This is a genomic window from Prevotellamassilia timonensis (assembly GCF_900106785.1).
Classification (GTDB): Bacteria; Bacteroidota; Bacteroidia; order Bacteroidales; family Bacteroidaceae; genus Alloprevotella; species Alloprevotella timonensis.
The window spans coordinates 148,998-170,009 of sequence record NZ_LT629844.1 but is presented as its reverse complement, the minus strand read 5'-3'; the positions used below and the strand labels follow the sequence as shown (position 1 = coordinate 170,009).

Annotated in this window: 17 protein-coding genes and 1 pseudogene; 14 read left to right on the top strand and 4 right to left on the bottom strand. The window is 52.8% G+C overall.

The features are described 5' to 3' along the window. Positions 1-357: 357 nt before the first annotated feature. The 3 genes from mnmA (at position 358) to BQ5453_RS06215 (ending at position 2,658) form a co-directional block, all read left to right on the top strand. Positions 358-1,434: a tRNA 2-thiouridine(34) synthase MnmA gene (gene mnmA, locus BQ5453_RS06220; protein ID WP_022102188.1), complete on the top strand. Its 1,077-nt coding sequence runs from the start codon at positions 358-360 to the stop codon at positions 1,432-1,434. Positions 1,435-1,805: 371 nt separating this feature from the next. Continuing rightward, positions 1,806-2,018: a hypothetical protein gene (locus BQ5453_RS14080; RefSeq protein ID WP_143033318.1), complete on the top strand. Its 213-nt coding sequence runs from the start codon at positions 1,806-1,808 to the stop codon at positions 2,016-2,018. Between the two features lie 256 nt (positions 2,019-2,274). Further along, the gene (locus BQ5453_RS06215) at positions 2,275-2,658 is read left to right on the top strand and encodes a hypothetical protein (protein ID WP_143033317.1); all 384 of its coding nucleotides are present in this window, start codon (positions 2,275-2,277) and stop codon (positions 2,656-2,658) included. A gap of 325 nt (positions 2,659-2,983) precedes the next feature. Here BQ5453_RS06215 and BQ5453_RS06210 read toward each other — a convergent pair whose 3' ends face one another. From BQ5453_RS06210 to BQ5453_RS06200, 3 genes are all read right to left on the bottom strand, one after another. Next, a complete protein-coding gene (locus BQ5453_RS06210) occupies positions 2,984-3,877 on the bottom strand; it encodes a carbon-nitrogen hydrolase (protein ID WP_071122544.1) in 894 nt (297 codons plus the stop codon). A gap of 68 nt (positions 3,878-3,945) precedes the next feature. Next, positions 3,946-5,043, bottom strand: coding sequence for an agmatine deiminase family protein (locus BQ5453_RS06205; RefSeq protein WP_071122904.1), 1,098 nt, complete (start codon positions 5,041-5,043; stop codon positions 3,946-3,948). A 569-nt stretch (positions 5,044-5,612) separates the two neighbouring features. Further along, positions 5,613-8,501 carry a bifunctional fucokinase/fucose-1-phosphate guanylyltransferase gene (locus BQ5453_RS06200; RefSeq protein WP_071122903.1) on the bottom strand — a complete coding sequence of 963 codons (2,889 nt, stop codon included), beginning with the start codon at positions 8,499-8,501 and terminating at the stop codon, positions 5,613-5,615. 264 nt (positions 8,502-8,765) lie between these two features. On the opposite strand from BQ5453_RS06200, the gene porQ reads away from it, so the two are divergent. The 7 genes and pseudogenes from porQ (at position 8,766) to BQ5453_RS06170 (ending at position 13,265) form a co-directional block, all read left to right on the top strand. Then, entirely contained in the window at positions 8,766-9,764 is a 999-nt protein-coding gene (porQ, locus tag BQ5453_RS06195) for a type IX secretion system protein PorQ (RefSeq protein ID WP_071122902.1), read from the top strand. A gap of 53 nt (positions 9,765-9,817) precedes the next feature. Further along, a complete protein-coding gene (locus BQ5453_RS06190) occupies positions 9,818-10,108 on the top strand; it encodes a DUF7724 family protein (protein WP_071122543.1) in 291 nt (96 codons plus the stop codon). Next, positions 10,098-10,337, top strand: a complete 240-nt coding sequence (locus tag BQ5453_RS14775) for a DUF7723 family protein (RefSeq protein WP_071122542.1) — start codon at positions 10,098-10,100, stop codon at positions 10,335-10,337. The genes BQ5453_RS06190 and BQ5453_RS14775 overlap by 11 nt, the downstream gene beginning before the upstream one ends. Next, on the top strand, positions 10,330-10,608 hold the full coding sequence (locus BQ5453_RS06180) for a DUF4160 domain-containing protein (protein ID WP_071122541.1): 279 nt from the start codon (positions 10,330-10,332) through the stop codon (positions 10,606-10,608). The genes BQ5453_RS14775 and BQ5453_RS06180 overlap by 8 nt, the downstream gene beginning before the upstream one ends. Positions 10,609-10,816: 208 nt before the next feature. Continuing rightward, positions 10,817-11,488 (top strand): annotated as a pseudogene (gene cmk / locus BQ5453_RS14560) ((d)CMP kinase); the annotation flags it as partial. Then, positions 11,477-12,460, top strand: coding sequence for a polyprenyl synthetase family protein (locus BQ5453_RS14555; protein WP_071122901.1), 984 nt, complete (start codon positions 11,477-11,479; stop codon positions 12,458-12,460). The pseudogene cmk and the gene BQ5453_RS14555, both read left to right, overlap by 12 nt. A 25-nt stretch (positions 12,461-12,485) precedes the next feature. Continuing rightward, the gene (locus BQ5453_RS06170; protein ID WP_071122540.1) at positions 12,486-13,265 is read left to right on the top strand and encodes a TatD family hydrolase; all 780 of its coding nucleotides are present in this window, start codon (positions 12,486-12,488) and stop codon (positions 13,263-13,265) included. Between the two features lie 96 nt (positions 13,266-13,361). Here BQ5453_RS06170 and BQ5453_RS14070 read toward each other — a convergent pair whose 3' ends face one another. Continuing rightward, the gene (locus BQ5453_RS14070; protein ID WP_143033316.1) at positions 13,362-13,628 is read right to left on the bottom strand and encodes a hypothetical protein; all 267 of its coding nucleotides are present in this window, start codon (positions 13,626-13,628) and stop codon (positions 13,362-13,364) included. 566 nt (positions 13,629-14,194) lie between these two features. On the opposite strand from BQ5453_RS14070, the gene BQ5453_RS06155 reads away from it, so the two are divergent. The 4 genes from BQ5453_RS06155 to BQ5453_RS06140 all read left to right on the top strand — a co-directional run bounded on the left by BQ5453_RS06155 (position 14,195) and on the right by BQ5453_RS06140 (position 20,083). Continuing rightward, positions 14,195-15,463: an adenylosuccinate synthase gene (locus BQ5453_RS06155; RefSeq protein ID WP_071122537.1), complete on the top strand. Its 1,269-nt coding sequence runs from the start codon at positions 14,195-14,197 to the stop codon at positions 15,461-15,463. Between the two features lie 223 nt (positions 15,464-15,686). Continuing rightward, on the top strand, positions 15,687-16,637 hold the full coding sequence (locus tag BQ5453_RS06150) for a DMT family transporter (RefSeq protein WP_071122536.1): 951 nt from the start codon (positions 15,687-15,689) through the stop codon (positions 16,635-16,637). Between the two features lie 101 nt (positions 16,638-16,738). After that, positions 16,739-18,262, top strand: a complete 1,524-nt coding sequence (locus tag BQ5453_RS06145; protein ID WP_071122535.1) for an alpha-L-fucosidase — start codon at positions 16,739-16,741, stop codon at positions 18,260-18,262. Between the two features lie 90 nt (positions 18,263-18,352). After that, entirely contained in the window at positions 18,353-20,083 is a 1,731-nt protein-coding gene (locus BQ5453_RS06140) for a GEVED domain-containing protein (protein WP_071122534.1), read from the top strand. Positions 20,084-21,012: the final 929 nt, after the last annotated feature.

The following is a 21,012-nucleotide window of genomic DNA, read 5'->3' as shown; positions in this document are numbered from 1 at the left end:
ATGAGAAAACACAGGAGCGACGTTATTTTAACCTAACCCTCTCCACATAAGCCTCAACCGCACCCCCAGCCAAGCTATCCTGACAATGTTCCATACTCATGGTGGTAAAGGTTGGGGCTTTTTCGTGCCTGTACGTGCAAACAATGCGTGACACGTGCCAATACCACGTGCCAATACCAAGCAGGTGGGCACTTTCAGTGTAAAAATAGTTTTGAGCACTTGCTTAAAGTTGTAACTTTGCACACAACATTTCACCACCATTGACACAAAGCACAAGTATCAGCATTGTAACAAGCTGGGATTTGAGGCCGTGGCCGACTACGTGCCGGGCTACGACCGCTGCAACCTTTACATGATATGCAAACAGACAAAAAATACGCACTTTTGATTTCGGGCGGCGTTGACAGCGCCGTGGCCTGCCACCTGTTGTGTGAGCAAGGCATCAAGCCCGACCTTTTTTACATAAAGATTGGCATGCAGGGCGAAGGCACAACCTGCACAGCCGAGGAGGACATCGAACTCTCCACACTCACTGCCAAACGCTACGGACTGCAACTCAACATTGTCGACTTGCAGCAGGAATACCACAACCGCGTCACAGCCTACGTGGTGGAGCGTGTCAAACGCGGCCTCACGCCCAACCCCGACGTAATGTGCAACCGCCTCATCAAGTTTGGTGCCTTTGAGGAGAAGGCTGGCTATGCCTACGACTACATTGCCACCGGCCACTATGCCCAAACCTACCACGACGCCGACGGCCAACTCTACCTGGCACCGGCCCCCGACCCCGTAAAGGACCAGTCCGACTTTCTGTCGCAACTGACCGATGTGCAGGCACAAAAGCTCTGTTTCCCCATCGGACATCTGCTCAAACACGAGGTGCGCGACATTGCCGACCGCGAACATCTGGCACCGGCCCACCGCCGCGACAGCCAGGGCATCTGCTTCCTTGGCAAGATTAACTACAACGACTACTTGCGCATGCTGCTCGGCGAGCGCGAAGGCGAGGTGATAGAGCGCGAAACGGGCAAGGTCATTGGCAAGCACAAGGGCTACTGGTTCCACACCGTGGGGCAGCGCAAGGGGCTTGGCCTTGGCGGCGGCCCGTGGTTTGTGACCGACAAGGACATTGAGCGCAACATCATCTATGTGTCGCACACCGATGCTTGCCACGGACTCTACGGCACCGAGTTTCACCTGACGGGTTTCCACTTTATCACGGCCGACCCATGGAAGGGGGCCCCCGAGGTGGACGTGCTATTCAAAATTCGCCACACCGAGCGGCCGCGCCCCGGCCACATGGTACGCCAGCCCGACGGCCGCTTTCTCATCACCTCGCCCACCCCGGTACAGGGCATTGCGCCTGGCCAGTTTGGGGTGCTCTACACTGCCGATGGCAAAATTTGTGCAGGCAGCGGCGAAATCAGATTTTGACAATTATAAGGGTGGTTCTAAAAATTCTGTTTTTAGAGCCACCCTAAAGTCAAGAGCGTGTAGTGTTTCATTGTTTGCGTGTAATGCGCTGGCACAACAGTCCTTTACATGGTTTGCTTTTTAACCTGCAAATCTGATAGAAAACGCAAGCACTAATGGGGGCGACGCGTCCCGCGTCGGGAAAAGATTCTGCTATTATTTAGTGTATCTTTCCTTTTAATTATCCCGACGCGGGACGCGTCGCCCCCATTAGTGCTTGCGTTTTGTGGTAGCGTTTTGTGGTAGCGTTTGGTGCTTGAGGGGGCTTTTTTATACTACAAGAACTTTACCCATCGAGTATCTTACATCTTACACAAATACATCGTAACACATTGACAATCAACACTTTACTTAGTGTAAGATACAACATATGCCACCTACACGCCACCTACACACCCCTCACGCTGCCACACGGCACAAGCACGGGAGGAAGATATTACGGCATAGGGGAGCAGAAAAGTCTGTTGCTCCGACAGATTTTTCTGCTCCCCTATACCGTATTATCTACTGCATACGACAAAACCGACTGTGCAGCAGCGGGGTGAAGTGTGTAAGATGTATGCAAGGGTGTGTAAGATACTTTGAAATCATCTTACACACATGAAACCTTTGTGTATCAACTTATTACGCACAAAAAGTGTAAGATGGCAGTAAAAACACACGCACTCTTTTACATGTAGGCAGACGGGGAGGGAGCAAATATTTGTGTACAAATTGTACACTTTTTTTGATGGGTGCTATGCCTTGGTGTTACCTTTGCAGCACTTTACTTTTGTACTAAACCAAATTGTAGTAACTACCATGAAACGAATGCTTAACAAAATGCTGCGTTATGCCGATGCCATTGTGAAACGTGGTGTTGACAAACTGATAGACGCTATCGGACAAAGCGCGGAACCACAAACTAAAAACGCTGAAACACCCCGGCCGCAAAAAAGCATGGGCAACGACACTGACTGCGCACCGCAAGCGACTGACAGCACCACAAACTGCGGTCTGACCGAACAAACCATCACCCTGATGGACAAACTGTGCGACATGCGCTATAATATGCCTGACCGCACGCCCGAAGTGCAACGGCGCAAACAGGCGGACAAAGGGGGTGTGCCCGTGAGCAAACTGGTGCGCAACACGATGGTGATTGACCTGCACAAACGGGGCTGCATGGTGTGGAACAGTACGTGAACGAGGCTGCTGAAAAATGCCCTGACGCGAGACGCGTCGCCCCCATTAGAGCGCAAATCCCTGGCACAACAGTCCTTTACATGGCTTCAAATCCGCTTTTTAACCTGTAAATTTGATAGAAAACGCAAGCACTAATGGGGGCGACGCGTCCCGCGTCGGGGATAATGAAAGGAAAGAATACAAACTCTACTGATAATAGCTGCATCTTTTCCCGACTCGAGACGCGTCGCCCCCATTAGTGCTTGCGTTTTGAGGTAGTGCTTTTAGCTAAGCTCTATCACAAAACTCAAGCTATAGTGGTAGCATTTGGCGCTTGAATTTTGCGTCAGTCAATAAAGCGCTTGGCAAGCGGGCCAAACTCCTCGATGCGGCGGTCGCGCAAGAAGGGCCACCAGCGGCGCACATTTTCACTGCGCTGCATGTCCACCTCTATCACGGCATTCACAGCCTCGTCCTTTGGTGCGCGATACAACAACTCGCCCTGCGGGCCGGCCACAAAACTTGAGCCCCAAAAACTGATGCCATTTGTCTGGCCCGAAGGGTCGGGCTCGTGGCCCGTGCGGTTGACGGCTATCACGGGGAGTCCGTTGGCCACAGCATGACCGCGCTGCACAGTAGTCCATGCCTCACGTTGGCGCTCCTGCTCGTCGGGGGTATCGCTGCTTTCGTAGCCTATGGCAGTGGGGTAAATGAGCAGTTCGGCACCTTGCAGGGCCATGAGCCGCGCGCCCTCGGGGTACCATTGGTCCCAACAAACCTGTACCCCAAGGCGACCAACTGATGTGTCGATGGGGTGGAAACCCATGTCGCCCGGTGTGAAGTAGAATTTTTCGTAATAGGCAGGGTCGTCGGGTATGTGCATTTTGCGGTATTTGCCAGCAATGCTGCCATCGCGCTCAAACACCACGGCGGTGTTGTGATACAAGCCGGCAGCGCGCCGTTCGAACAGCGAAGTGACGAGCACTATGCCATGCTGGCTGGCTATCTGGCCATAAAAGTCGGTTGAAGGACCGGGAATAGGCTCTGCCAAATCAAAATTATCGGTACTCTCAACCTGGCAAAAGTAAAGCGAGTTGTGTAACTCTTGCAACACCACCAGCTCTGCCCCCTGGGCTGCCACATCGGCAATGTTGCGTTTAAGATTTTGCTTGTTAGCCTCCACATCAGCCGTACAGGCCTGTTGTACGATGCCTACCTTGAGTGTTTTATGTTTGGTCATTGTAATAGCAATTGTTTACTGAAGTTTCGAATTTAGCAAGGACGGGCTGAATCCGGAACATGAGTTATTTATTCAGAGAAAGTTTGCGGCAACACGCCCTTGGGATACTGCATGGTGACACAATGCAGCGAACCATGTTGGCGTATGAGCGCGCGACAGTCCACACCCACCACATCGCGTCCGGGAAAGGCCTTGTGCAGCACTTCGGCCGCAGCCTCATCATTGTCGGGCTGTGCATAGGTGGGGTACAGCACCACATTGTTCATTACCAGATAGTTGGCATAGGTAGCAGGCAGGCGCTCGCCGTTTTCGTCGTATATGGCGTTGGCCATGGGCAGTGCCAACAGGCGGTAAGGCTTGCCGTCGGCCGTGCAGAACGTGTGCAGTTGCTGCTCCATGGCCTGCAGTGCGGCATAGTGTTCGTCGGCCTTGTCGGTACATTTAACATACACAATGGTATTGTCAGGACAAAGGCGGGCCAGGGTGTCGATGTGTGAGTCGGTGTCGTCGCCGGCCAGATAGCCATGGTCGAGCCACAGCACGCGGTTCACGCCAAGGCGCTCCTTGAGCAGAGCCTCCTTGTGTGCCTTGTCAAGTTGCGCATTGCGGTTGGGGTTGAGCAGGCACTCCGATGTGGTGAGCAATGTGCCAAGGCCGTCCACCTCGACACTTCCGCCTTCGAGTTCAAAGTCGAGACAGTCAACGTATTTGCCTTTCAGCACAGGCGTTTCACCCTCAACCAGGTGGGCGTTGATGGCATTGTCGAGCGAAGCCTCAAACTTGCCTCCCCAACCATTGAAACGGAAGTCGAGCAGTTCGGGTCCCTCGGTGGTGGCCATAGTCAGAAAGGCGTGGTCGCGTGCCCACGTGTCGTTAGTATTGCAAGTTTTATATATAATGTGTGCGGTGGCGCGCTTGGGCAGTTGCTCGTCAATCAGGCGTTTCACGGCCTCGATGTCGGGTGCCACAATGAGCAGCGTCTCGCGCGTGGCTATTTCGTAGGCCAGACGCAGATAGCAGGCTGTCACCTCGGGCAACATATATGCCCAATCGGTGCCAGCGTGTGGCCACGTAAGTTGCACACCGCTCTGCAAGGCCCATTCGGGAGCCAGGGTGCGTTTCAATGTTGCGGTTGTTTCGTCGTCCGCTATTTGCCCCACGACCATGCTCAGGTTGAGTCCGTCGCGCGAGGCGGTGGGTGGTAGTGAAAATAGTGCCAATGTATGTGTGCTGTTTTATATTATTACTGAAGTTTCGGATTTAATAAGGGCGGGCTGAATCATCGTGCAAGGCGAATGCAATCAAGCTTGCTTGAATTGCTGAGCCGCAGCCGATGATGACAATGAATCATCGTGCAAGGCGAATGCAATCAAGCTTGCTTGAATTGCTGAGCCGCAGCCGATGATGACAATGAATCATCGTGCAAGGCGAATGCAATCAAGTTTGCTTGAATTGCTGAGCTGCAACCGATGATGTCAATAAAAGCCCAATGTAGCACCAAGCCCAGGGCAAGCGAAGCAACACCCTGGGGGTCACGTTAAGTTGTCAGAAACGCGCTGTAAAAAACGCAAGCACTAATGGGGGCGACGCGTCCCGCGTCGGGGATAATGAAAGGAAAGAATACAAACTCTACTGATAATAGCTGCATCTTTTCCCGACGCGAGACGCGTCGCCCCCATTAGAGGTTGCGTTTTGTGCTTGAATCCGTTCGCATGTTTACTTACTCGTTAATCCATCAACTGCGGCTCACCTGCAACCCTTCGGCAGACACGTCCATATCGACAAAGCGCGAGTTTGGCGTGAGCGGATTATCGGTGAGCAACTGCCTGATGCGTTGTGCCGCTTGGGCGTCCTTGGCCACCATATACATAAATCCGCCACCACCGGCACCCGGCAGTTTGTAGCCATAGCACAAGTCGTCTACGCGGCGGCAAAGAGTCTCAACAGCCTCGGGCGATGTGCCGGCGTCGAGCGCTTTGTTCTGCTCCCAAGTGGCACGTACCATGCGGCCATAGCGGGCCAGGTCGTTGGTTTGCAAGGCATCAAACACCGTGAGCGCATGCTGCTTCATATAGTTGAGCAGATGCAGGTGTTGCGTGTTGTTGAGGAACATGCCCCGCACAATTTCGGTAAGTATGTGTTTGGCCGTGCGTGTGATGCCCGTGTAATAAAGCAAATGGCACGGACGCGTGTCGGGGTGGGTAAACAGGGTGTCGGGCAACCAGCGCGCCATGGCATTTTGGTCGAATCCGGCTGTGGTTTGCAACAACTTTACGCCTGGCAAAACACCGCCATACTGGTCTTGCCAGCCACCGCCAGTGGTGAGCAACTGTTCAAGCACAAGGGTGCGGTTGCACACCTCGTTCTTGTCCCAGCCAAGGCCGCAGAAATTGCTCAAGGCTGCCAGCACGGTGGCTGCCAGCACACTGCTCGTGCCAAGGCCGGAACCTGCCGGAATGGCTGCCAACAGTGTGATTTCTAATCCACAGCCGAAAGCCTCGAGCTGTTGGCGCAGCGAGGCAAAATGCTCTGTGCCAAAGCCTGGTGCAAACCCCGCAAGGGCCAAGGCCGCCTTAGGTATGGAGAAGGGCGACCCCACCTTGTTGTATTGCAGCAGAGCCTCGTAGGTTTCGATGCGCTCCATGGCACCGAGGTCGATGGAGCGGCAAATGACCACAGGTTCCTTGCATGGCTTGACATACACCTGCAAGGGCGGTTGGCCATTGAGGTTGACCGCAAGATTTACCACGTTGCCGCCAGCTATCAAACTGTAAGGTGGCGTATCAGTCCAGCCGCCGGCCACATCGATGCGCACACTGCTGCGTGCCCACACTATTTGGTCGGCATAGGTGGTGCAGCGCGGGGTGCATTGGTGGCGCAGCACATTCTCGGTCAGCCCGTCGCGCAGCAGGGCAAATGCCTGGCTTTCGTAGGCCTGGGCCTCGGCAGCCTGGGTGGGGCGCAAACATTCGGCACGGAACATGGCATCGTGTATGCGTGTCATCAGCGGAGCCGTTTGCGGCAGCGCATCGGGCAGCGGCCATTGGTTTGCGGCATACTGCGCTGCCATGTCTTTAAGATTGACTTGATAGAACACGCTGCGCTGCCAGTTCTTTGCCACCAAGGGGAGCGTTTGAGCTTGCAAGGTACGGCGCTGTTCAAAGAGTCGCGGCAAATTGGCCTGTGCTGATAGTTCGTCGGCCGACAGACGCGGCAATTTGCCCCAAAGAGCTGACGTCTCGGCGTCGGGTGTGTCGCTCACAAACCAGTTGAGCAGTTGCCCCAACGCCTCCATGTCGGAAGTTACGGGGAACAAGGGTGCCGACTGCAAATCGGTGCCTGCCCCGCCCAAACTGTTGGCAGACAAGCCGCGAGCCGCGAGCCAGCTGTGCAGGGGCTGCTCCATATACATGGTGTCGAGGCTGGCCACATCGCCCCTGAAGGCATCGGTAAAGCCATAAGGACGCACGGCATAAGCCGCATCGCCCACCGGCACAAAGTCGACACACACGCCATTGCGCAAGGTCACCTGCCAGTTGTTTTGAGGCACACCCGTAATAATGTGGTTGCTGCCATAGTGCCAACCCTTGCCCACATAAGCATTTTCAATCCACACATTGCGGGTGGCAGGTGTGGGACGGTTGACGAGCAAGGTGTTCTGTGTGAACACCGAAGTTTGCGGTTTAACGCCCCTTTGCAATATATAGCGTTGGTCTTTTACCAAATTTTGTATAGCCACCGACGAGGCTATCATGTCCGGCCCCGTGCCATAGTGGTAGAACTCGCCCCCCGGCAGAGGCAATATGGCCACCGACAAGTCGGCCAGAGCGGCGTCGGGGCGCGACGGATTTTGGCCCAATGCGCAACCAAAGTCGCTATACAGGTCGTAGTAGCCAGGCAGTGCTGCAAGATGTCCGCCCGGTGTGCAGCCCTTGCCGCCATTGGCTCCAGCCTCACACTTCTGCATCAGACGCTTGACAGCCTTGTCGCTGAGCAGCCACACCCCGATATCCATCAGCATCAAGTGCGTGGGCATCAGTTCGGCTTGTTGTGCGGTTGTAGGCTTCTGCAGCATAAAGTCGAGTTGTGTGGGCGTTTGGCGGTTCATCAAAAACACACCATGGTGCGATGCCTGCACGGGGTCGGCCCACAAACCATAGCACACCACGTCGGCCTCGGGAATGTCCTGCAAAGCCTCGGTGGTGCGCAGCAATACATCGCCACTCACTATCAGTGTGTGCAGCGATGCCGGTGCCTTGTGCATGATGTCGTGGTAGAGCGGCAGTTGCAAGTCGAGCAACGTTTGGTTAATGCGTTGGCCGCGTGCCCACCTGAACACGGGTATTGGGGTGAGCACCTTGCCGCTTGGTGCGTAGGCCGGCAGTCGCCGGCTTTGTCCGCCAGCATGCAGCAACACACGTTTGTGCTGTGCCAGCCATGTGTCAAAACACACATTGGCACCTTCGTCGGCATGGGCCGACTTGAGCAACCATGCCGTGCCGCCGCCCGAGCCAAGTTTGTGGTCGGCAGGGTCGGCTGTGCAGTAGTATGTATCACGCTCCGCCCCCGTCAGTTGGTGAAACACCCCGACGGCATTAGGTGGCAGCGATAGCAAGTTCTTTATCATATATGCGGATTATCTGCTTGCAAAGATAGTGCAAACCGAGTGAAGAAAGTCAAGCTTGCTTGAACTTTCTGCCGAGGTGCAGCCTATCTTATCAAAAGATAGTGCAAACCGAGTGAAGAAAGTCAAGCTTGCTTGAACTTTCTGCCGAGGTGCAGCCTATCTTATTAGGAGAAGCAGCAAGATAATACAAGTTTTTAAGTTACATGCCCCTCCGCACCGAGTTTTATTTGTAATTTTGGCACTGAAACAGAAATGCTCACAATGAACATCAAAATATTCAGCCTGTTACTGGCCGTACTACCTGCAACGGCATTAGCACAGGAGTATGCCTCAGCGTTCAACACGTTGAGGCTTCCCGCGTCGTCGCACGCAGCCGCCCTGGGCGGGCAAAACGTGACGCTCATTGAGGACGAACCAACTGCCGGCTGGTATAACCCGGCACTTTATGCCAACGTAAGCGACTTGTCGGCCGGCCTTGATTTCATGACCTATGCCGCGGGCAGCACGTGGATGGGAGCACACTTTGTCAAGGCTTTTGGCGAACGCCACACCATGGCAGTCGGTGTGCAATACATGAATTACGGCAAAATGGACGAGACCGACGAGGCAGGGAACACCTTGGGGCAATTCAGCGCCAAGGACATTGTAATAGGGGCAGGCTACAGCTATTTGCTGTCTGACCGATGGACGGGTGGCGCCAACCTGAAAATGATGGTGTCAAACCTGGCCGACTACACTGCCCTGGCAGCAGCCATTGATGTGGGCGTAAACTATTATGACGATGAAAATGACCTGTCGGTGTCGGCTTCGCTGCAAAACATTGGCACACAGCTGAAGGCGTACCATGACGGGCAACGCACGCATTTGCCCTTCACCCTGGCATTAGGTTTTAGCAAGGGCATGGCACACCTGCCAGTGCGCTTTCATGTTACCATGACCGACGTAACACGCTGGAAGTCGAGCTACTACGTATTGCCCGAAAACAAGGATAAGGACAAGAGCGACAAAGTGGGATTTGGCAAAATAGCTCTCAACCACTTTGTGCTGGGTCTGGATATTCTGCCCACCGACTATTTGTATCTGTCAGTCGGCTACAACTTCCGCCGTGCCTACGAGCTCAAGGCTTCTGGTTCGTCACATTTGGCAGGCTTGTCGGCTGGTGCCGGCGTTAATGTCAAGCATTTCAAGTTTGGCGTGTCGTACGCCAAATATCATCAGGCCAGCAACTCTATTATGGCCAATGTGGGGTACGCCTTCTGATGCAGAATGTGTGTGCACCGTCTAACCCCGAAAGTTGAACAGAATGTGAACTTATGAATACGCAAGAAGCAACTACTCAGGCTATATTGTCGAATCAAGGCAATATGACCTCATTCAGATATGCCGGCTACAACATTCGTTTCCGAACTCCAAGCATACTGAAAAAGTATGTTGAAGTAAAGTCGTGGGACAATGGTTATATTGTTGTTATGGCAGACTATGACGGTATGGGAATAACTGAAGAATACATTGATTTAGTGCCTATACTTCAGAACCTCTATATCAATCCAAAGACATTCTTAAAGAATATTCAAACTGTAAAAATCGGGAACTATGAACAATGACGAGTTATTGAAAGTAAGCTCTGCTGCTGACATGATTGTTTGTGGTTATGCGTTTTCCAAAGCAGAAAATTCCAATATACGAGTGTTAGACCTTAAAGAACCCCACCATGCAATACTTATGTCTGCACAAGGTGAGGTATTGGAAACTACCATGGACGATGTGGAATTGAGCATTGTGGAAGGATATTGGGAGAAGAACAAAAAGTATATGGAGGAGTCGCATGCCTAAATATTTCGATTTCAAGGTTTCGGGTTATTACTTGTATTACACGTCACACTGCATCATTGAAGCAATGCACGTGCATGCCAGCGACAAAAAACTCACAGAGGCCGGCTCTGCGAAGCTCTTTGTAAAAGGCAATGGTGACACAGAGGTAATGGCACGAGGTATACTTACAGACAGAGACATACGTATCATTCGAGAGTTTATCAAAGACAATTACAAGGATATGTATATCCGTTGGGCAAAGATGAGTCCTAACGGATTCTATAAAGGATAGAAGATTTGGCAAAGTCTGCAACGAAAGAGTACGTGTATGAAAATTCAAAGTTCTACTCATCAGTACAACACATCAAATTGCCCGAGTTGCAACCAGACACTTGCCTCATATAGAGTGTTCGCTCTCCTTGTGTCTTAATCTCCGAACAAACGAATAAATATATAAAACTTATGCCGTGGTATTGCAAAACGGCACTATTAATTTTCGTATGAAAAAGATTGTCATAGCCATCGACGGTCACTCGTCATGTGGCAAAAGCACTATGGCTAAAGCGCTCGCCCGCGAGGTGGGCTACATATATGTTGATACCGGCGCCATGTACCGCGCAGTCACATTGTTTGCACTCCGTCAGGGATTGTTTAATGCCGACGGCACTGTGAAAGCTACCGAACTCGAACAACTCATGCCACAGGTCGAGGTGAGTTTTAAGCTTGACGAGCAGAGCAAGCTCCCCTTGGTTCACCTTAACGGCGAATGTGTGGAAAACGAAATTCGCGGACTTGAGGTGAGCTCGCATGTCAGTCCGGTGGCGGCACTGCCTTTTGTGCGTGCGGCCATGACTGCCCAACAGCAACGCATGGGGCGCGACAAAGGCATTGTGATGGACGGCCGCGACATTGGCACGGTGGTGTTTCCTGATGCCGAACTCAAAATATTTGTCACCGCATCGGCCGAGGTGCGTGCACAACGCCGCTACGACGAGCTCAAGGCTAAGGGCCAAGAGGTGAACTATGACGATATACTGAAAAATGTGCAGGAGCGCGACTACATCGATTCACACCGCGAGGTGGCCCCCCTGCGACAGGCCGACGACGCTGTGCTGCTTGACAACTCTGACATGACCATTGCCGAGCAGCAACAATGGCTGATGGCCCAGTTTGCCAAACATACGTCATGGGTGCCCTACATCGAACAGGCGCTGGCGGCGGTGCCTTACCCCCAAAAGCCCGAGGGACTGTACGAACCTATCGAATATGTGCTCTCAATGGGTGGCAAGCGTCTGCGCCCCACCCTGCTGCTCATGACTTATGGCTTGTACAAGGACGACATCAACCATGCCACACCCGCGGCTGTGGGCATCGAAACTTACCACAACCACACCCTGCTGCACGACGACTTGATGGACCATGCCGACATGCGACGCGGCAAACCCACCGTACACAAAAAGTGGAACGACAACACGGCTGTGCTCTCGGGCGACACCATGCTCATCATGGCCTTCCGCCACATCATGCAATGCCAGTGCCAGCATCAGGCCGAAGCGCTCGACCTCTTTGCACGCACGGCACAAGAGATTTGCGAGGGACAACAGTATGATGTAAACTTTGAGACACGCACCGATGTGACCGAATACGAGTACATTGAAATGATTCGCCTTAAAACATCTGTACTGCTGGCCTGTGCCACAAAGATGGGTGCCCTGCTGGCTGGCGCCCCCGAAACCGACGCCGAGGTGCTCTACCGTTTTGCCGAACGCGTGGGGTTGGCTTTCCAACTGCAGGACGATTATCTCGATGTATATGGCGACCCTGCCGTGTTTGGCAAAAAGATTGGCGGCGACATTCTTTGCGGCAAAAAGACGTATCTGCTCATCAACGCCTACCAGCGTGCCGACGAGGCTACAAAGGCGCAACTGCTCACGCTCATCGGCAACAACAGCATGGAGGCTGAAGCTAAGATTAAGGCTGTAACAGACATTTATAATGCACTCGACATTCCGGCCCTGACACGCGCCGCCATCAACCGCTTTTACGACGAGGCGCACAACGAACTGCGCAAACTTTCATTGCCCGAGTCGCAATGGAGCGTGTTGTGGAACTATGCCACATCGCTGTTAGGACGCAACAAGTAATGTCAACACCTACACACTCTGGCACATGCAATTTATCGACACGCATACACATATATATACTGAGGAGTTTGACGACGACAGATTGATGGTTATGGAGCGCGCCCTGCAAGCTGGTGCCCGAATGCTGCTACTGCCCAACATTGACGAGGCAAGCATTGGCCCCATGTTGCAAATATGCCAAAACTATCCTGGTGTATGCTTTCCCATGATGGGACTGCACCCCACAGAACTGCCGTCGGACCCCTGGCCGCTGCTCGACCGAATGGAACAACTGCTTGCCGCGCCCAACAATCCCTATGTGGCCGTGGGCGAGGTGGGCATCGACCTTTATTGGGACGACTCCCGCCGCGACGAACAGATAGCGGTGTTCAAGCACCAGGCACAATGGGCTATGCGCTATCATCTGCCGCTCATGGTGCACAGCCGGGCGGCACACCGCGACTTGGTGGACACGCTGCTACCTATGAAGGACGAACTGACTGGGGTGTTCCACTGCTTTGGCGGCACAGCCGAAGAGGCGAGTGAACTGCTCAACACGTTTCCGGGATTTGTACTTGGCATAGGCGGTGTGCTGACTTTCAAAAAGTCGAAGTTGCCAGCCGTATTGCGCAGCAGCGTACCGCTCAACCGCATTGTAGTTGAAACTGACGCGCCGTACTTGGCCCCCACACCGCACCGCGGCCAACGCAACGAACCGGCATTTGTGCCATTGGTCATCGAGAAATTGGCCGAGGTGTACGAACTGCCAGTCGACAATGTGGCACAAACGCTTATGGACACAACGAAAGCAATGTTTAATATTTGAACGTAATAAATGCAGTTGTCCCTCTTGAAAAAGCAGAATCTCGCCGAGATGCTTTTTTAAGAGGGACAACTATATGATGCTAAAGCGCCAAAATCGTCACGCCTTCGATTTTAGCCATATTATAATGCCTACGACAACAATTGCACCACCTATCCAGGCGTCAGTATTGTCATCATCGTCATCATCAGAAGCACTCTCTGCCTCTTCCTCATTAGGAGCGGGATTGCGAATACCAGTTTGGTTAATGAGCAAATCAGGATTTGCTGCAAGAAGAGCATCAGCCTCCCCGTCCGACACATCGCTACCATCTGTGGGGTACGATGATGAGGAACTACTACCTCCCGCATCATGTTTTAAGCACATGTGTTGCGAACCAGCCGAATAGAATTCACCGCAATTAGAACACTGTATTCTTTTATTAGAAAGGCCGTAAGTTCCGCTATTAGCCCCCTCATAATGATATCTAGGGTCACGACGCGCCGATGCTGTGAGAAAGCACACAAGAGCTGTTAATAGCAATAAAAGATGTTTCATGATTTTGTGGTTTTATAGTCATATTTATTGCAAAAATACAAAGAATAAGCATTCCAAACACTTGCCCATATTCAGCACAGTGCACAAGTGGTGACAAATAAAGTATATGTGGTTGAAGTTCATGGTTATGTGGTGAAAAAAAATCGCACGCCTTGCACTTTCACCTTGCACTTTCGCCCTTCGCTTTAACTTGCATTTCGCTCGCCTTGCACTTTCGCTCACGCGCAAGTTAGGCAGCGGCTCGGAAATAAAAAGCGAAAGTTTTTGCACTTTCGCTTTGTATTTCGCTCGCCTTGCACTAACTTTGGCCAACAAAAGGACGGGAGGCGCGACAATTGATGTTGTTACGCCTCTAAAGTGTTGCTTAAAATTGCTAATCATCACCTATAACAAATATGACAAAAGGAAAAGTTGATGCCCTGCTGGGTATCGTGTTCGGAGACGAAGGTAAAGGTAAGGTTGTAGACTACTTCACACCGCGCTACGATGTTGTGGCCCGCTTTGCAGGTGGCCCCAACGCTGGACATACCATTATATTCGACGGCAAGAAATTCGTACTTCGCTCTATTCCCTCAGGCATTTTCGACGAGGGCAAAATCAATATCATTGGCAACGGCTGCGTGATAGCCCCCGACCTCTTTATGTCCGAGGCCCACGAACTTGAAGCTGCCGGCTATGAATTGACCAAGCGTTTGCACATCAGCCGCCGCGCCCACCTCATTCTGCCTACCCACCGTGTGCTCGATCGTGCCTACGAGGCCGCAAAGGGTAAGAACAAGGTTGGCACTACTGGTAAGGGCATTGGCCCTACTTACAGCGACAAAGCTGCCCGCGTAGGTTTGCGCGTAGGTGATATCTTGCACAACTTCGACGAGAAATACAAGGCGCTCAAAGCACGCCACGAGCAAATTCTGCGCGACCTGCACTACACCGACTACGACATTACCGAGGAGGAGCAAAAGTGGATGCAGGGCATCGAATACATGCGCAAGTTCAACTTGACCGACACCGAATATGAGCTCAACCACGCTTTGGCCGAAGGTAAAAATGTGCTGGCCGAGGGCGCACAAGGCTCATTGCTCGACATCGACCATGGCACCTACCCCTATGTGTCATCATCATCTACCACAAGTGGTGGTGTCTGCACCGGATTGGGCATTGCCCCCAACAGCATTGGCCATGTGTTCGGCATTTTCAAGGCATACAGCACCCGTGTGGGTGGTGGTCCCTTCCCCGTCGAGCTGTTTGACGAAACTGGCGACACCATTCGCCACATTGGCAACGAATATGGTGCTGTAACAGGACGTAACCGCCGTTGCGGTTGGCTTGACCTTGTAGCACTGAAATATGCCATCATGATAAATGGCGTGACAGACCTCGTTATGATGAAGGGCGACGTGCTCGATGGCTTCGACACCATCAAGGTATGTACAGCCTACACCAAGGACGGCGAAACTGTTACCGAAATACCTTACGACACTGAGGGTTGGCAACCCGTATACGAGGAGTTGCCCGGTTGGAAAACCGACCTCACCGCCGTACGTGCCGAGAAGGATTTCCCCGCTGCCTTTGCAAGCTACATTGCCTATATTGAAAAGGCCACGGGCACACCTATCAAGATTGTGTCTGTAGGCCCCGACCGCGAGGCTACCATCATTCGATAACAAAGGAGGCAAGTGACCCCCGCGTCACCCCAACAAGGCCGGCCCCTCACCTTAATCTTCTCTCTAAATAATCAGGGGAGCAGATTAAAGTGTGGGGCCGGCATTGTATACAAACGCTGTTGACGGGGTGACGGGTTGACAGGTAAGTTAGTATAACCCCATACCTTCCACTATAAATAGTACAGCCTCCTCCCCCCCCACGCACTAACACAAAAACAAACACATGAATTCATCAATCAAAGGACACCTTTCAATGTTAGGTGCCAACACACTGTGGGGATTGATGTCCCCACTCTCAAAATTTGTCATGGCGGCCGGTGTCGTCACCCCACTCGTGGTGACCGATATGCGCATAGCCGGCGCCATGGTACTGTTTTGGATAGCATCATTCTTTCAAAAACCCGAACACGTGCCACATGGCGACCTGGCACGCCTGTTTGGCGCAGCCCTCCTGGGCATTGTGCTCAACCAAGGGTGCTTTATATTCGGTGTAAGCCTCACCACCCCCGGCGATGCCTCAATCATCACCACCAGCATGCCATTATGGGCCATGGTGCTGGCTGCCTTCATACTGAAGGAACCCATCACTGGCAAAAAGGTGCTCGGAATAGCCGCTGGCGCCGCTGGCGCACTGCTGCTCATCATGGGTAGCGGCAACCAAGTTAAGGCCACAGCCACAACAGGCGGCAATTATGCCATCTGGGGCGACCTGCTGGTGCTGAGCGCACAGCTTTGCTACGCACTCTACATTGTACTCTACAAGAACTTCGTAAACAAATATTCGCTCACCACCATCATGAAGTGGATGTTTACCTACGCCTTTATATGCACCCTGCCCTTCTCGGCCGGCGACCTCATGCGCACCAACTGGGCAGCCTTGCAGCCAAGCCACATTGGCGCGCTGGCCTTTATTGTGATAGGCGCCACCTTCCTTAGCTACATGCTCATTGTTGTAGGTCAAAAATTACTGCGCCCCACAGTGGCCGGCATGTACAATTATGTACAGCCGCTCGTGGCCTGCATTGTGGCCGTGCTTTGGGGCATGGACTCCTTTAACTGGATAAAAGGCGTGGCTGTGGTGCTGATTTTTGGCGGTGTCTATTTGGTAACGGCCAGCCGCAGCCGCAAGGAGCTGGATAGCTACAAAGCACACAAAAACACACAAAAAAGCTAAAAACACGCCCCTCCAAGCAAGCCATAAGTTTACAATACGGAATATAATGCGTATATTAGCGCACGAAATGAGAAACATCATCTAACACAAACAAATAAATTATGAAGCAAATCTACCTTTGGGCCTCGGCTCTGTGCCTGGCACTGACAGCTCCGCTCACCGCCAACGCCCAGTTGCAGTTGGTCAACGAGAGCGTGGTGAATGCCGAAAACGAGCCCGCCCCCGTACACCCCGTGCCTGCCCCTCGTCAGCTTAAGTGGCAGCGCACCGAGTTTTATGCGTTCTTTCATTACGGCATGAACACCTACACCGGCAATGAGTGGGGATATGGCAATGAAGACGAAAACAAATTTGCCCCCACTGCAGCCCCCAACCCCGAGCAATGGCTCACTGCGGTAAAGGCTGCCGGCATGAAGGGCGGCATAGCCGTGGTCAAGCACCACGACGGCTTCTGCCTGTGGCCCACTGCCACCACCACGCACAACGTGACCTCGTCGAACAACGCCTACGCCAAGGCCACCAACATTCCGCGCGACTTTGCGGCTGCCGCCAAAAAGTTGGGCATGAAGTATGGCTTCTACGTATCGCCGTGGGACCGCAACAACGAGCATTATGGCGACGACACTTACGTAAAGGACGTGTTCCTTCGCCAGTGCGCCGAATTGGCAGCATACGGCACCGACCAGTTCGAGATGTGGTTTGACGGCGCCAATGGCGGCGATGGCTACTATGGCGGCAAGGGCGGCAAACGCAACATCGACCGCTCCACCTACTACGATGTGCCTAACCTGCGCGACACCGTGCACAAGGTATGCCCCGACTGCGTGCTTTGGGGCGTAGGCGGCGAGAGCCGTTGGATTGGCAACGAAGAGGGCTGGGCCGGCGAGACCAACTGGAGCCCCGAGGAGTACCTCTATGCACCCGAAAAGAACGGTATGTACGGCAACATGGACGGCTGGTACTGGCAACCGGGCGAAAGCGATGCCAAAATGACCACCGGTGGCTGGTTCTGGCACTCAGGCGAGGGCCAGCTCGGGGCCGAGCGTCTGTTCCAAATGTATCTCGAAACCGTGGGCCGCAACGCCACACTCATTCTTAACTGCCCGCCCGACAAATCGGGCTCACTGCCCGCTGCCACTGTCGAACGCTTAAAGGAAATGGGCAAAATGCTCACCGAACGCCTGCAAGGCACCAACTATGCTAAAGAGGCCACTGTCACTGCCAACGAAACCCGCAGCGCAGGCACTGGTCGCAACTTCGAGGCCGAAAACGTGTGCAACGGCGACTCTGCCACCTATTGGGCCACCAACGATGGTGTGAACAAGGGCACGATCACCTTTGCCTGGGACGAGGCCAAACCCATTCGCTATGTGGTGCTTCAAGAGCATATACAGCTCGGCCAGCGCGTCAAGGCGTTCAGCATCGAAACCAGCAACGATGGCACTAAATGGACCAAGCGCGGCGGCAACATTGCCACCACTACCATTGGTTACAAGCGCATCATTCCGCTCAACGGCAGCACCTCAAACAGCTACGAGGCTAACCCGCAAAAGGTTAAGTACCTGCGCGTCAACATTCTCGACAGCCGCGCTTGTCCTACTATTGAGAACATTGAACTGCGATAAAACAAAGCATGGTTTAACAAGTGGACTGCCAAACGCACACCTTTTGCAGGTGCGCTTTGAGGGGTCCATCTGACATACATAGATTATTCAATGAAAAAGCATATAATAGCGCTTGCTGCCCTGGGCCTGCCCCTCGCAGCAATGGCACAGACCGTAAAAGTAGACTTTGAGGACGCTTCGGGCTACAAGAGTGTGGGCGTGTACGACACATGGGAGGAGTCTCCCTTCCGCCTTGGCACCCTCAAGGGCAACTGTGCTGTGGTAGACAACTTTATCTCACCTACCAACGAATTAGGCGAAGTAGTAAACGACTCTAAAAAGATTCTGGGCGTACAGCGTTCACGCTTCGGCAGCAACACCTTTGGCGCACGCATCGACCTTAACACGCCCTTCGACATTACACCCGACTACAAGTATGTGCACGTCAAAATATACAAGCCCATCAAGGGCCGTGTCATGCTGGTGGCACTTGGCAAGCGCCCCGACCGTGCAGGCCAGAGCAACGATGTGGAGCAGGCTTGGGCATACTCTACCTCTGTGTCGGTTGCCAACCAATGGTTCGACGCCGTGTTCCCCATCAAGGGTTGCAATGGCGTGCAGGTACACAGCCTTGTGGTTGTGCCCGACGCCTCGTCGCCACAGGAGCTTACCAGCGATTTTGCTGCATACATCGACGACATTGAGGTAAACAACTCGCCAGACCCACGTTTCACGGCTGAAGCCTTCTACGGCCTCAACTTTGAAGATAACGCCACCTCGGGCAAACCTGGACGCTACATTGCCAGCGTCAAGCTGAACAGCCCCTCTGCCGGCAACCAGACTATCGAAGTGGGTTCCGTAACGCCGCAACTCATCTATCGCGACTTTACCGAAAAGGTGTTCAATGCCAAAGCGGGCGAAACGCTCACACCCTCTATTGACTATAAAAATGGTGGCTGGATGAATGGCTACGTGTACGTTGACCAAAACAACAACGGCAAATTCGAAGCCACATTTGACAACAATACGCACAAGGTTACCGAAGGGTCGGACTTGATGAGCTACTATTACTACGAAACAGTTGAAGACAAAAGTGGCTACAAGTACGATGGCACTGCCGTTAGCGGTAATGATCGCAACAACTTGTCAACACCGGCATTTACATTGCCTGCCGGCATGACACCTGGTTTCTACCGCATGCGCTACAAGGTGGACTGGGGCAACATCGACCCCGCAGGCCGAATGACCAGCACCAACAGCATTCAGCAGAATGGTGGTTACATTGTCGACGTGCGCCTCAACGTTCATGCCGACCAAGTAAACTTGTCGGCTGGCAGCCGCAACGGTTACATCACATTGAGCGATGGCACCGAACTTGTCAACTACAAAACGGCCTTTGGCAAGTCGGTAAAGCTCAAGGCTACTCCTGCCCCCGGCTTTGTAATCGACTCTCTCGTTATCAGCCACGGCTACAACCTCGAAGGCGACCAGTACAATGCCTATGGCAACAAGCAGTATGACAAACTGGTAGTGCGTGCGGCCGACTTTGCTGCCGATGGCACCTACACGCTCGATGCACGCTATGTTGATGGCGACATAAGCATCGACGGCCAGTTTGCAAGTGCTACAGCTACTGCCGTTAAAGGTGCTGCCAATGATCGTGCGCTGACTTTTAGCACAGCGGCCGGCACACTGACATTCAACGCTGCCAAAGCAGCCAAGGTGACAGTGGTCGATGCCAATGGCCGCATACTATTCAGCAGCAAGGTTAAGGGCACCCGCACCATCGCCCTGCCCAAGGGCGTGTATGTGGTGAACGACACCAAGGTGGTTGTGCCATAACGAGCGATGCACGTTAATGTGCTAATATGACAATGAGCTAATATGCTAATGGGCTGACGCCGTAGCGTTACAAATAGTAACGCTACGGCGTTTGCTATATTTACACATCTGCACATTATTGCTGTCTGTAAAACCGTACTCAAGCACTAAACGCTATCACAAAACGCTACCACCAAACGCAAACTCTAATGGGGGCGACGCGTCCCGCGTCGGGCATTAAGGCAAAGATTCACAGACAGACGTGTAATTAGCACTGTCTGTGAGCCTTTATTTGGTGTATGAGCCTTTGCCTTAATGCCCGACGCGGGACGCGTCGCCCCCATTAGAGCTTGCGTTTGGTGGTAGCGTTGGGGGCTTGACTACGTTAGAATGCTTACATTTTACTGGACAGCAATATTTGCACATCTGCAAGTGCAACAAGCATGGCTCACACCCCCTCACGGCACTTTTTGTGCAATTTGTCTACACTCTGCACTTTTTGTCTGCACTCAGCTGATTTTCAATGAGTTACGTAGTGTATATAGAGGTAATATACCTGCACTTTTGTCTACACTACCTACACTTTTGCCTACACTACCTGCACTTTTGCCTGCACTACCTACACTTTGTCTGCACTGCCTACACTTTTGTCTGCACTACCTACACTACCTGCACGCGTAGTCACAAAACCCAACAGCATAGGGGACGCGTTTGCCGGACATAGGGAGAGCAGATTTTCAGTTGCTCCAACAAATTTTACGCCCTCTCTATACCCGCATACCTTGCCGGCACAACATATAATATGCTTGTATATGCAAGACAATGCAGACGAAGTGCAAGTAGTGCAGACAAAAGTGCAGGCAGTGCAGACAAAAGTGTAGGTAGTGCAGACAAAAGTGCAGGTACATTGCACCTACATACACTGCGTAACGCACTGAAAACCAGCTGAG

Coding starts and splice junctions, on each gene's coding strand:
- mnmA (WP_022102188.1), top strand. CDS start 358: ATGCAAACAGACAAAAAATACGCACTTTTGATTTCGGGCGGCGTTGAC.
- BQ5453_RS06215 (WP_143033317.1), top strand. CDS start 2,275: ATGAAACGAATGCTTAACAAAATGCTGCGTTATGCCGATGCCATTGTG.
- BQ5453_RS06210 (WP_071122544.1), bottom strand. CDS start 3,877: ATGACCAAACATAAAACACTCAAGGTAGGCATCGTACAACAGGCCTGT.
- BQ5453_RS06205 (WP_071122904.1), bottom strand. CDS start 5,043: ATGGTCGTGGGGCAAATAGCGGACGACGAAACAACCGCAACATTGAAA.
- porQ (WP_071122902.1), top strand. CDS start 8,766: ATGAACATCAAAATATTCAGCCTGTTACTGGCCGTACTACCTGCAACG.
- BQ5453_RS06190 (WP_071122543.1), top strand. CDS start 9,818: ATGAATACGCAAGAAGCAACTACTCAGGCTATATTGTCGAATCAAGGC.
- BQ5453_RS14775 (WP_071122542.1), top strand. CDS start 10,098: ATGAACAATGACGAGTTATTGAAAGTAAGCTCTGCTGCTGACATGATT.
- BQ5453_RS06180 (WP_071122541.1), top strand. CDS start 10,330: ATGCCTAAATATTTCGATTTCAAGGTTTCGGGTTATTACTTGTATTAC.
- BQ5453_RS14555 (WP_071122901.1), top strand. CDS start 11,477: ATGGCCCAGTTTGCCAAACATACGTCATGGGTGCCCTACATCGAACAG.
- BQ5453_RS06170 (WP_071122540.1), top strand. CDS start 12,486: ATGCAATTTATCGACACGCATACACATATATATACTGAGGAGTTTGAC.
- BQ5453_RS14070 (WP_143033316.1), bottom strand. CDS start 13,628: ATGTGCTTAAAACATGATGCGGGAGGTAGTAGTTCCTCATCATCGTAC.
- BQ5453_RS06155 (WP_071122537.1), top strand. CDS start 14,195: ATGACAAAAGGAAAAGTTGATGCCCTGCTGGGTATCGTGTTCGGAGAC.
- BQ5453_RS06150 (WP_071122536.1), top strand. CDS start 15,687: ATGAATTCATCAATCAAAGGACACCTTTCAATGTTAGGTGCCAACACA.
- BQ5453_RS06145 (WP_071122535.1), top strand. CDS start 16,739: ATGAAGCAAATCTACCTTTGGGCCTCGGCTCTGTGCCTGGCACTGACA.
- BQ5453_RS06140 (WP_071122534.1), top strand. CDS start 18,353: ATGAAAAAGCATATAATAGCGCTTGCTGCCCTGGGCCTGCCCCTCGCA.